Raw genomic sequence first — 11,566 nt, forward strand, 5'->3', positions numbered from 1 at the left:
CGTCGTCAAACTGTTATACGGGCAAGAAGGACGATCACGCGATGCAACAGGATCACGGGACGGAAACAGGTCAGGGGATGGAACAGGGCATGGACGCAGTAGCGCAGGACAACTTCGACAAGGTTCAGCCGGTGACCGAGGGCGAGAACCTCTGGGACAGCCCCGCCCGTTTCATCAACCGTGAATTCTCTTGGCTCCAGTTCAATCGCCGTGTTCTCGAAGAAACGCTGAATACGGATCATCCGCTTTTGGAGCGGCTGCGTTTCCTCTCCATCTCGGCCGCCAACCTCGATGAATTCTTCATGGTCCGCGTTGCCGGCCTCGAAGGCCAGGTTCGCCAGAAGATCACCGTCCGGACGCCGGATGGCAAGACGCCCGCCGAGCAGCTGGAAGACATTCTGAAGGAAATCGACAATCTGCAGATGGAACAGCAGGCCTCGCTCGCCGTTCTGCAGCAATATCTCGCCAAGGAAGAAATCTTCGTCGTGCGGCCTGCCGCACTTTCCGATGCCGACCGGACCTGGCTGGGCACCGAATTCGAAGAACGTATTTTCCCGGTGCTGACGCCGCTGTCGATCGACCCGGCGCACCCGTTCCCCTTCATCCCCAATCTCGGCTTCTCAATGGGCCTGCAGCTCGACAGCGTCAACGGCCGCGAGCCGATGACTGCGCTGCTGCGCCTGCCGCCCGCACTAGACCGCTTCGTGCGCCTGCCGGATGACAAGAACGCCATTCGTTACATCACACTTGAAGATGTGGTCGGCCTGTTCATCCACCGGCTTTATCCCGGTTATACCGTCCGCGGCTTCGGCACCTTCCGCATCATCCGCGACAGCGATATCGAGGTGGAGGAAGAGGCGGAAGATCTTGTCCGTTTCTTCGAAAGCGCGCTGAAGCGCCGCCGTCGCGGTTCCGTCATCCGCATCGAGACCGACAGCGAAATGCCGCAGTCATTGCGCCAGTTCGTGGTGCACGAGCTTGGCGTGCCGGACAATCGCGTCGCCGTTCTGCCGGGTCTTCTGGCGCTCAACACCATTTCGGAAATCGTGCGCGCGCCGCGCGACGACCTGAAATTCGAGCCTTACAACGCCCGGTTCCCCGAGCGTGTGCGTGAACATGCCGGCGATTGCCTTGCCGCCATCCGCGAAAAGGACATGGTGGTTCACCACCCCTATGAAAGCTTCGACGTGGTCGTGCAGTTCCTGCTGCAGGCGGCGCGTGACCCTGACGTTCTCGCCATCAAGCAGACGCTTTACCGTACCTCCAATGACAGCCCGATCGTCCGTGCGTTGATCGATGCGGCGGAAGCCGGCAAATCCGTCACCGCCCTGGTGGAATTGAAGGCGCGCTTCGACGAAGAGGCCAACATCCGCTGGGCGCGCGATCTGGAGCGGGCCGGCGTGCAGGTGGTGTTCGGTTTCATCGAACTGAAAACCCATGCCAAGATGTCGATGGTGGTGCGCCGCGAAGACGGCAAGCTCAGAACCTATTGCCACCTTGGCACCGGTAACTATCACCCGATCACGGCCAAGATTTACACCGACCTTTCCTTCTTCACCTGCAACCCGAAGATCGCCCACGACATGGCGAATATCTTCAACTTCATCACCGGTTACGGTGAGCCCGAAGAGGGCATGAAGGTGGCGATCTCGCCCTACACGTTGCGCTCGCGCATCGTGAAGCACATCAATGAAGAGATCGAACACGCCAAGCGCGGTGCGCCGGCGGCGATCTGGATGAAGATGAATTCGCTGGTTGATCCCGAGATCATCGATTCGCTTTACCGCGCCAGTGCGGCGGGTGTGGAAATCGATCTGGTGATACGCGGCATCTGCTGCCTGCGCCCGCAGGTAACGGGACTGTCGGAGAATATCCGCGTGAAATCGATCGTTGGACGCTTCCTCGAACACAGCCGAATCTTCTGCTTCGGCAACGGTTTCGGCCTGCCATCCGACAAGGCGCTGGTCTATATCGGCTCGGCCGACATGATGCCGCGCAACCTTGATCGCCGTGTCGAAACGATGGTGCCGCTGACCAACCCCACCGTGCACGAGCAGGTTCTTTCACAGATTATGCTGGGCAATCTCATTGACAACCAGCAGAGCTACGAGATACTTGCGGACGGAACGTCGAGGCGCATCGAGGTGCGTAAAGGCGAAGAACCGTTCAACGCGCAGCACTATTTCATGACCAATCCCAGCCTTTCCGGACGTGGTGAAGCCTTGAAATCCAGTGCGCCCAAATTGATTGCCGGGTTGATTTCTTCCCGCAAGAAACAGGCTGAATGACTCGATCAGAAGCACAGGGGCGGCTGACCGGCCTTGCCCCCGTTTCCGTCATAGATATTGGTTCGAACTCCGTTCGTCTTGTCGTATATGAAGGTCTCTCCCGCGCGCCCGCGGTGCTGTTCAACGAAAAGGTCCTCTGCGGCCTTGGCAAAGGACTGGCGCTGACGGGCCGCATGCATGAGGAAGGCATCAGCCGGGCGCTGATGGCCCTCAGGCGCTTCCATGCGCTTTCCGAGCAGGCGCAGGCGCAGGAACTTTACGTGCTGGCGACGGCGGCGGCGCGTGAAGCGGAAAACGGCCCGGATTTCATCCGCGAGGCCGAAGCCATTCTCGGTTGCGAGATCGAAGTGCTGTCAGGCGAAAAGGAAGCGCTTTATTCCGCCTATGGCGTCATCAGCGGTTTCCACGATCCGGATGGCATTGCCGGCGATCTGGGCGGTGGTTCGCTCGAACTTATCGACATCAAAGGCAAGAGCTGCGGCGAGGGCATCACCCTGCCGCTTGGTGGTCTGAGGCTTTCCGAGCAATCGGACGGCTCGCTGGAAAAAGCCGTGACCATTGCCAGAAAACACGTCAAATCCTTCGCCAAGCTGCTGGCGGCAGGCGAGGGGCGCACCTTTTATGCCGTGGGCGGCACCTGGCGAAACATCGCCAAGCTGCACATGGAGATCACCGGTTATCCGCTGCATATGATGCAGGGCTATGAATTGCCGCTGGAGGAAATGCTGAATTTTCTGGAGGAGGTTATTCTCTCCAGAGACAGCAAGGATCCGGCCTGGCAGGCAGTTTCCAAGAACCGCCGTTCGCTTCTGCCCTTCGGCGCCATCGCCATGCGCGAGGTTCTGAAGGTGATGAAGCCGGCAAAGATCGCCTTCTCGGCGCAGGGTGTGCGCGAGGGTTATCTCTATTCGCTGCTGACGGAAACGGAGCGGGATTCCGATCCGCTGCTGGTCACGGCTGACGAACTTGCCATTCTGCGCGCCCGCTCACCGGAACATGCGCGTGAACTGGCGGACTGGAGCGGCCGTACCTTTCCTGTCTTCGGCATCGAAGAGACGGAAGAGGAAAGCCGTTATCGGCAGGCGGCCTGCCTTCTGGCCGATATCAGCTGGCGCGCCCATCCGGATTATCGCGGCCTGCAGGCGCTCAACATCATCGCCCACTCTTCCTTCGTCGCGATCACCCATCCGGGCCGCGCCTATATTGCGCTCGCCAATTATTACCGTTTCGAGGGATTGAACGACAACGGCACCACCCAGCCGCTTGCCGCCATGGCGGGCGACCGGCTGCTGGAGCTCGGCAAGTTGCTCGGCGGCTTGCTGCGTGTCGTCTATCTGTTCTCGGCCTCGATGCCGGGCGTTGTCGACCACCTGAAATTCCGCAAATCCACCAATCCCGATCTCGATCTGGAATTCGTGGTGCCGCACGACTATTGCGATTTTGCCGGCGAGCGTCTGGACGGGCGTTTGCAGCAGCTGGCGAAGCTGACGGGCAAGCGGCTGGCGTTCGTGTTCGAGTAAAAAGAGTTTTATTATGCGACAGGCGTTGGTGACGGCGACCAGCGCTCGCAAAAGGCTTCGATATCGCTTGACTGAAAATCGGCAAGCCGCGCCATGATCGTCTCGAACGGCCAGTCCCACCACGCGATGGCGGCAAGCTGCTCCGCGATGGATCGGGAAAATCGCTCGCGAATGACTTTCGCGGGAACACCGCCAACGATGGTGTAGGGCGGCACGTCCTTGGTGACGACCGCGCCGGCTGCCAGCACGGCGCCGTCTCCAACCTTTACACCCGGCAAGACAATAACCCCGTGTCCAATCCAGACATCGTGACCGATGACGGCGCGATCTTCCTTCCGCTGAGCGAAAAAGGCGTCGTCGCGAACAGCATCTGCGCAGTAATATTCCGGGCAATAGCTGAAACGATGCATCGATGGCCGGTCCATCGGGTGGTTCGGGGCACCTATCCTGACTTCCGCGGCGATGGCGGAGAACTTTCCGATTGTCGCATCACCAACCATGCAGCGGGGTCCCAGATAAGAGTAATCCCCGAGTTCAACATTGTGCAGTGAGGTATCCGCCAGAATTTCACAGCATTTGCCGATGCCTGAATCCCTGATGCTCGCTGTCGAATGGACAACGGTTTCTGCGATCTTTGGGCGATTGAATTGCGCGGTCGAATCCATTTCAGTCTCCGGATTTGCGCCTGCCTATCCGGAGATGATGAAGGGCTTGTGACGGTAGCTCTCCAGAGGAGCCCGGTTACACCGGCTGCTCCTGTTAAAGATCAATTCTGTGCGTCACTCGTGTCGTGCAAAACCCTGTCTTCAGACAGAAAGTCAGGCAGAAGGCCTGTGCCGTCAGTCGTGAGATTCATCCGCCTTCGCCTGGCTCTTGCTCCAGTAATGATCGGATATGTTTTGCGCATTCCGGATGATGTGGGATGCGACTTCAGGGTCCCCGCCTTCGAATGTTTCTCCGTCGGCTCCGCATATCCGCAGGAAGAGCTGCTGATGCGCGGTAGCGACAAAATATTCATAGGGAGGAGGCTCAATATCGGAGCCAATGGCCTGGAGTTCTTCGGCGGCCTTCGTGCTGGCGCGCTCAAGCGCCGCGTAAATTGCAGCCATCATCGCTTCTTCTGTTTGTTCAAATATATCCTGAGCTTGCTGTTCGGCAGGTGTCAGGATGGGGCAGCTGTCATTCACGGGGCATTTCTCCTCTTGGTGCGCCTCGTTTCGCTGCCCGATCATATCTCATGGATTGTGTCCGCATTGCGGGAAAAGCCGGGATCAATACATTTTTAAGTGGATTAACCGTGCCCCAGCGCCTTCCTGATGCAGGCGCTGAGATAGGCATATTGTAGTGGCGTGATCTTTGTCATCGCTTCGGTGCGGGTGGCGGGCCTGTCCTGATAACCGACGGGGATATCAAACTGGGCGAAGGTGAAATCCCAGCGAATGTCATCGACGATATTGTAGAAATGGTCGGTGCCGCTGACGGCGGTTTTGGCGATCTCGCCGCCGAAAATATCCTGAACTACCAGCGCGGTGACGCTGCCTTGTCCCCGGGCGGGGTTTTCCCGCGACCACAGGCTGCTGGTCTCGCCCGACCAGCTTTTTCTCAGCGCGTAATAAAGTCGTTCGGCATGATCCTGCATGAAGGGGGTCTTTCCCGTTTCGGAGCCGGGTTCCGGGTCAGGCATGAATAGAAAAAAGCGGAGCGCCGCGCCTTTTCTGGAGGCTGCAAGGACGCTCCGCCCTGTTGAATATGCGCCGGAGCGCGGGCGGTGCCGGAAACGAATTCCGGCACCGTTTTTCTTACTTGGCGTCGAGCAGGTCCTTGACTTCCAGCAGGACGAATTCGTTATCATCCGCCTTGTCCAGCGCACGGCCTGCCGAGAAGGGCAGGTTGTTGTCGTTGCCGACGATGATATGCGTGGCGTCAACGCGGTCGACATTCTCGATGGTGACGAAAGGCATGTCGTAGAAACCGTTGCCGCCGCCCTGACGCTTCTTGTTGTCAGGATCGGAGATTTTCAGAAGGTCGATATAGCCGATCTTGCGTGCGGCTTTGCCGACATTGGCGTCGTTGAATTCGATCTTGTAGATACGCTTGACCTTGGAAGCCCGGGCGAAGCAGTCCGCAGCTGGAGCCTTCGGGTCGGCGCAGGCCTTGTCGGCGGTGCCGGCACCATTGTCGCGCTCGATGACGAGAGCCGTCGCGTCGTCCAGCATGTTGAAGTCGCCGATCGCCTCGCCGCCTTCCGCCAGCGGATAAAGCCAGGTGCGGCCGGTCCACTCTTTCTTGGCGGTGTCGAGTTCGATGATCCGCAAGCCGGTCGAACCGTCTTCGGTTTTCTCGACCTGGCCATCGGCAGTGTAGAGCGGGCCTTCCAGCAGACCGTAGAGCTTCGAACCGTCCTTGGAGAGCGCCATACCCTCATAACCGCCGGAGCGCTTCAGATTGAAGGCAGGCATTTTCTGCGTCGGGTTGCCCGGCAGCGCGAGAGTCGGGTGATCGGGAGACTTCACCTCGATGTCGCCGGCCTTGGTGGCGATGACGTCGGTCAGCTTGCCGTCACGGGTGAATTTCAGGATGTACGGACCGAATTCCTCGCCCACCCAGAAACCGTCGGCAACCGGCTGAATGGATTCAACGTCGAAATCGGCGCCCGTCAGGTAACGCTTCGCGGTGCCTTCCAGAACAATCGGGAACGGCGCCTTCATGTCCGGGTCGGAGAGAAACACGGTTTCAAGCGCGTTGACCTTGCCGGCGTCCCAGTCGAACTTCAGATGGTGAAGCATCAGCATGGCGTCGCTGGAATTCAGCTTGGAACCGAAACCGTTGTCGGAAAGGCTCCAGAAGCTGCCGTCGGCCATGGCCTTGATGCCGGAAAAGCCCTGCATCGGCTGGCCGTTGAACGGCATCGAAAGACCGGTCGGGCGAACGCCGTCCTTGCCGGGCACGGTGCCGAGACCCTCGGCGCGCTTGCGGTCGGCCGTCGTGAACTTGGCGGAGGTCTTGAGATACTCCGGCGCATCGGCAGGCGCTGCGATGATGGTGTTGGCCGGCAGAATGGCGTGAGAGACCAGCTTTGCCGGAAACTCCTTCTCAGCGGCGTGAGATGCAGTGGCGAGCGCGAGAACCGCGCAGGATGCGAAAAGAATGTGCTTCATGGATAAGACCCCTCGATACCTGTTGAAGACAGGATTGAGGCGATAGGGTCGTCGCATGACAGAGAGGTGATCGTCGTTTGAAGCTTTGATGAATTTTGATTACGGCTGCTGCATCTAAACAGAATGGCACGGCTTCTTCCAACCAATTGCCCTTAGGCGGCAGGGGCCTGATATTGGCTGAGCGTGCATACACCCAGCGTTTGGCCACGGCCCTTGACCGCATGCTCACCGAGATATTCGCTGCGCACACCCTTTGGAAGCACCAGCTGATGGGCAAGGTCGGCGGAAATCAGCACCGGGTGGCCGAGCATCTTGCTGAGTGATTCGAGCCGCGAGGTCGTGTTCACCGTATCGCCGAAATAGGTGATCTTGTGGTGATCGACGCCGATTTCCGCTGTTATGACCGGCCCGCCATGGATGGCGAAGCGCAGGCGCGGCACTTCGCCGAATCGGGAAATCCACATGTCGCGTTTTTCCTCGATGGTCGCCAGAATATCGAAGACGCAGCGCACGCAGGCCGCCCGCCTGATCGCCATGTGATAAGGCCAGGTGATGATGGCGGCGTCGCCGATATAGTCATCGATGACGCCGCCGTGTTTTCTGACCGGTGCGGCATAGCTTGCGAAGATTTCGCCGAGAAATTCCTGGGCCTTCAGGTCGCCATTGGTTTCCGCAAAGGAAGTGGAGCCGACGAGATCGATGAAGATGAAGACGCGGTCTTCGCTGACCGGCCGGCGATAGCGCCCGAGAATGAGGTCGATGAAGATGTCGCGGCCGAGCAGTTCGCGCACGCGCATGATGAAAACGATGATGCCGCAGACGATGAGGGTGAAGACGAGCGTCTGCACCTCGGCATGCACGGCCCGTTTCCAGGTGCCGGGAAATATCCCGCTCAGCCACAGGATGGTGCCACCAAGCCCGAAGCCGCAGAAAACGAGAACGGCATAGATGATCAGACCGACGGCTATATAGACGGGTGTCGGCAATGCGCTGACCTGCCGGGAGAGGCCGGGCATGATGTAACCGCGCTCAAAAGCGAGAATGGGCGCGCAGGCAAACAGCGCATAGGTCGCGCCGATCAATGCCCCGCCGCCATATTCCAGAAAGGCGTAGGCCACCCCGGCGCCGGCCACGGCAACGAAGAGCACCACGTAATCCAGAATGGGCAGCAATTTTCTCATGTCGGTTCTTGGGTCTCGGGAAGGGAAGGCTTGGCCTTGGGAAGGAAGAACTGGCCGCTCCCGCCGGCGAAGCTTCTGTTGCGGTCATATGCGACATTAATGTGGAAAATGCGCTGCAAAAAGTGACCTTTCGGCAAGGTCACATGAAGGATTGGAAAGGTTGTTGCCCTGTTGCCGCAAAACGGGTGCTCGGGCGGCGTTACGTCTAATATGATGTTCTGTAATAGACCGTTTCAAGCGGGGATTGCGGCCGGTCATCCGACGAGCGGTTCGACCATTTCACCGGAAAGGCGGCGAATCGCAGCCGGTTGCCGTCGATCCAGGCGCGGTCGAACAGCGTTTCGCCCTTGCGGGCAAAGGTGATGGCCGCGCAGGTCCGTCCATCGACATCGAAGGGGATATTCTCCTTCCAGCCGCTCAAACCGCAGCCGGTTCCCTTCGGGTCGCCATTATAGTGCGCAACGACCTCGGTATCGTTCGGGGTCATGGTGATCGCGGTGACGGTGTGGGCAAAGAGCAGGCTGTTACGGTCTTTCAGCCCGCCATCGAGCGTGCCTTCGTAACGCACCTGCACCGTGGGCTGCTGGCAGCCATTGCGGGCATAGATCTGAGAGACGGCGTGCATGCTGCCGCCGCGAATGGTGATGCGGGTCACGATACCGTGCCGGTCGTTCTTGCCGATCTTCAGGCAGTCGGTCGTCCATTCGCCCTGAAGATCGACCTTGCCGTCATCGGCGCGCACGGGAAAAGGGGCAGGGACGGGGAGAAGACCTGAGACCGCCAGAAGGGCGGCCAGCAGCAGGGTGCGGGCAGGTTTCATGACAAGACCCTCAAAGCGCAACGATGTGCACAGAGATGGAACGCGATGCGGGCAAAATTGGGGTGAAAAGCGGGGGATTACTCCCCGCTCACCTCAACCTTAACCTCAACCGCTTCGACCTTCTTGCCGGCGAAACGCAGGGCAACTTCACCATTGATGAGTTTCAGCGCCACATCGCCGAAAAGGTCGCGCCGCCAGCCGGTCAGCGCCGCAACGGTGGCTTCCTCGCCCTCGGAGGCGATCTTGTCCAGATCTTCGCTGTTGGCGATGACCTTGGCCGCGACGCCATGCTTGTCCGCCGTCAGCTTCAGAAGAACCTTCAGCAGTTCCACGGCAGCACCGGAGCCTTCCGGCGCATGGCTGTGACGCGGCGCCTTCGGCATTTCCTCTTTCGGAAGCGCCAGAGCCGCATTCACGGTTTCGATGATGGCCGTGCCGGAAGAGGAGCGTTCCCAGCCCTTGGGGATGGTGCGAAGCCGCGACAGCGCCTCGGTGTCCTTGGGCTGCTGCTGGGCGATTTCGAAAATCGCGTCGTCCTTCAGCACGCGCGAACGCGGTACGTTGCGCGACCGCGCCTCCCGCTCGCGCCAGGCAGCGACGAATTTGAGGATGGCAAGTTCCGTCGGCTTGCGCAGGCGCGATTTCAGCCGCAGCCATGCATCGTCGGGATGCATGTCATAGGTGTCGCGCGATTCCAGAATGTCCATTTCTTCGGTCAGCCACAGCGAGCGGCCTTCGCGCTCCAGCTGCGACTTCAGCGCCAGATAGGCGTCGCGCAGATGCGTCACGTCGGCCAGCGCGTAGTCCAGCTGCTTTTCGGTGAGCGGACGGCGGCTCCAGTCGGTGAAACGCGAGGATTTGTCGATCTGGACGTTCTTGATCCTCTGCACCAGCTGGTCGTAGGAGATCGAATCGCCGAAACCGCAGACCATGGCGGCAACCTGCGTGTCGAAGATCGGGTGGGGAATGAGCCCGCCGAGATGGTAGATGATTTCGATATCCTGCCGTGCGGCATGGAAAACCTTCACGACATTTGGATTGGCCATCAGCTCGAAAAGCGGCTGAAGGTCAATGCCCTTGGCGAGCGGGTCCACCAGCACTTCAAGTGTCGGGCTTGCCATCTGCACGAGGCAGAGTTCCGGCCAGAAGGTCGTTTCCCGCAGGAACTCGGTGTCGATGGTGATGAATTCCGATTTCGCCAGTTCCGTGCAGGCTTCGGCGAGGGCGGCAGTCGTTTCAATCATTGCAAATGGCCACTCGTGAAAATTATCCGTCTTACTTTCCCTTTGCCGGGCGCATGTCAATACAAAGCCCGCCTTTGAAGGCTCAAGGATCGTTTTTCTCGGGTTGATTAGGCCCCGGCCCGTCGTTTTTGGGCGGTGGCGGGGCGGCGAGCTTCTGAAAATATGCGGATGTGCGCAAAAGCGAACGGAAACGCCAGTTTCTGTCTTCCACGGGCACACCCTCGCGCACCCGCAGCCGGTAGATGGTGTAGGCGATGAAAACGATCTGGATCGCAGCCGTATAGCTGAACAGCGCCTTCGGCCCGAACTGGTCGATCAGAACGGAAGCGAGCAGCGGCCCGACGGTCGCGCCCACCGACCAGAAGAACAGCAATCCGGCAGACACCATCGCATGTTCGCCTTCCTTGGCATGGTCGTTGCCGTGCGCTGAACTCAGTGAATAGAGCGGCAGGGCGAATGCGCCGAAAACGAAGACGCCGATGATGTTGCTCCATTCGTCGGTGCCGGCGAAGAAGGCGAGAAACAGGCCGACGATGACAGAGCCCGCAGTGGTGGCGAGTATGATGATGCGCCGATCGTAACGGTCGGAATAAACGCCCAGCGGATATTGCAGCACCACGCCGCCGATGATGCCGGCGCTCATGAAGGTGGCGATGGCGGTCACCGAAAGGCCGATCTGCTCGGCATAGATCGGGCCGATATTACGGAACGCCGCCATGCTGAGGCCGACGGCGACGCAGCCGACAACGGCAAGTGGCGAGATGCGCCAGACGGCGAAAAGATTGAACGGTATCTGTTTCGGCGGCGCGGGGTTGGATTTATCGGCAAGCGAAATCGGCACCAGGGACAGCGACAGCGCCATGGCGATCAGCGAAAACACCACCGGCCCGGCTATCCCCACGACCGGGATGATGTATTGGGCAAGCGTGACGGAGCCGAGATCGACGAAACGATAGATGGACAGCGTGCGCGCCCGGTTGGAATTCGTCACCTGCGCATTGATCCAGCTTTCGATTGCGGCGAAAAGACAGGCGACCGCAATGCCGATGACAAAACGCATCAACATCCAGAACACGGGATGGATGATGAGCGGCATGGCGATCGACGCGGCCGACGCCACGGCCGCCATGGTGGCGAAAGTGCGGATATGGCCGATCTTGCGCAGCAGCCGCGTCACCGAAATGCAGCCGAGCGCAAAGCCGATACTATAGGCGGCGCTGATGAGGCCGATGGTGCTGGCCGAGAACCCTTCGGAAAGGCCGCGCAGCGCGATATAGGTTCCCTGCAGGCCATTGCCGCCGATCAGAATGCCGGCGGTGACGAGAAGCGGGATAAGGGGTCTGATCTGGCTCATT

At 59.5% G+C, this 11,566-nt stretch carries 10 protein-coding genes; 2 read left to right on the plus strand and 8 right to left on the minus strand.

Features of this window, described 5'->3' with window-relative positions; all coding sequences use genetic code 11:
* Nucleotides 1–41 precede the first annotated feature (41 nt).
* Nucleotides 42–2,288: an RNA degradosome polyphosphate kinase gene (locus tag JZX89_RS01100; protein ID WP_246670521.1), complete on the plus strand. Its 2,247-nt coding sequence runs from the start codon at nucleotides 42–44 to the stop codon at nucleotides 2,286–2,288.
* Nucleotides 2,285–3,808 (plus strand): exopolyphosphatase, encoded by a 1,524-nt coding sequence (gene ppx, locus JZX89_RS01105; protein WP_207132844.1) that lies wholly within the window; start codon nucleotides 2,285–2,287, stop codon nucleotides 3,806–3,808. The genes JZX89_RS01100 and ppx overlap by 4 nt, the downstream gene beginning before the upstream one ends.
* 11 nt (nucleotides 3,809–3,819) lie before the next feature.
* Here the strand turns inward: ppx and JZX89_RS01110 are convergent, their stop codons facing one another.
* From JZX89_RS01110 to JZX89_RS01145, 8 genes are all read right to left on the minus strand, one after another.
* Complete coding sequence (locus tag JZX89_RS01110) at nucleotides 3,820–4,473, minus strand: DapH/DapD/GlmU-related protein (RefSeq protein WP_207132845.1); 654 nt, start codon at nucleotides 4,471–4,473, stop codon at nucleotides 3,820–3,822.
* A 174-nt stretch (nucleotides 4,474–4,647) separates the two neighbouring features.
* Nucleotides 4,648–4,995: a hypothetical protein gene (locus JZX89_RS01115; RefSeq protein WP_207132846.1), complete on the minus strand. Its 348-nt coding sequence runs from the start codon at nucleotides 4,993–4,995 to the stop codon at nucleotides 4,648–4,650.
* A 104-nt stretch (nucleotides 4,996–5,099) separates the two neighbouring features.
* A complete protein-coding gene (locus tag JZX89_RS01120) occupies nucleotides 5,100–5,447 on the minus strand; it encodes a YunG family protein (RefSeq protein WP_207132847.1) in 348 nt (115 codons plus the stop codon).
* A 160-nt stretch (nucleotides 5,448–5,607) separates the two neighbouring features.
* Complete coding sequence (locus JZX89_RS01125) at nucleotides 5,608–6,966, minus strand: esterase-like activity of phytase family protein (protein WP_207132848.1); 1,359 nt, start codon at nucleotides 6,964–6,966, stop codon at nucleotides 5,608–5,610.
* A 152-nt stretch (nucleotides 6,967–7,118) separates the two neighbouring features.
* The gene (locus JZX89_RS01130) at nucleotides 7,119–8,147 is read right to left on the minus strand and encodes an adenylate/guanylate cyclase domain-containing protein (protein WP_149897894.1); all 1,029 of its coding nucleotides are present in this window, start codon (nucleotides 8,145–8,147) and stop codon (nucleotides 7,119–7,121) included.
* A 205-nt stretch (nucleotides 8,148–8,352) separates the two neighbouring features.
* Entirely contained in the window at nucleotides 8,353–8,967 is a 615-nt protein-coding gene (locus JZX89_RS01135) for a hypothetical protein (RefSeq protein WP_174372758.1), read from the minus strand.
* Between the two features lie 77 nt (nucleotides 8,968–9,044).
* Nucleotides 9,045–10,211 (minus strand): ribonuclease D, encoded by a 1,167-nt coding sequence (gene rnd / locus JZX89_RS01140; protein ID WP_174372757.1) that lies wholly within the window; start codon nucleotides 10,209–10,211, stop codon nucleotides 9,045–9,047.
* An 82-nt stretch (nucleotides 10,212–10,293) separates the two neighbouring features.
* A complete protein-coding gene (locus JZX89_RS01145; protein ID WP_207132849.1) occupies nucleotides 10,294–11,565 on the minus strand; it encodes an MFS transporter in 1,272 nt (423 codons plus the stop codon).
* Between the last annotated feature and the right edge of the window lies 1 nt (nucleotide 11,566).

Source organism: Agrobacterium burrii, from assembly GCF_017313405.1.
In the GTDB taxonomy this organism is placed as follows: domain Bacteria; phylum Pseudomonadota; class Alphaproteobacteria; order Rhizobiales; family Rhizobiaceae; genus Agrobacterium; species Agrobacterium burrii.

Coding starts and splice junctions, on each gene's coding strand:
- JZX89_RS01145 (WP_207132849.1), bottom strand. CDS start 11,565: ATGAGCCAGATCAGACCCCTTATCCCGCTTCTCGTCACCGCCGGCATT.
- JZX89_RS01130 (WP_149897894.1), bottom strand. CDS start 8,147: ATGAGAAAATTGCTGCCCATTCTGGATTACGTGGTGCTCTTCGTTGCC.
- JZX89_RS01125 (WP_207132848.1), bottom strand. CDS start 6,966: ATGAAGCACATTCTTTTCGCATCCTGCGCGGTTCTCGCGCTCGCCACT.
- JZX89_RS01120 (WP_207132847.1), bottom strand. CDS start 5,447: ATGCAGGATCATGCCGAACGACTTTATTACGCGCTGAGAAAAAGCTGG.
- JZX89_RS01135 (WP_174372758.1), bottom strand. CDS start 8,967: ATGAAACCTGCCCGCACCCTGCTGCTGGCCGCCCTTCTGGCGGTCTCA.
- ppx (WP_207132844.1), top strand. CDS start 2,285: ATGACTCGATCAGAAGCACAGGGGCGGCTGACCGGCCTTGCCCCCGTT.
- rnd (WP_174372757.1), bottom strand. CDS start 10,211: ATGATTGAAACGACTGCCGCCCTCGCCGAAGCCTGCACGGAACTGGCG.
- JZX89_RS01110 (WP_207132845.1), bottom strand. CDS start 4,473: ATGGATTCGACCGCGCAATTCAATCGCCCAAAGATCGCAGAAACCGTT.
- JZX89_RS01100 (WP_246670521.1), top strand. CDS start 42: ATGCAACAGGATCACGGGACGGAAACAGGTCAGGGGATGGAACAGGGC.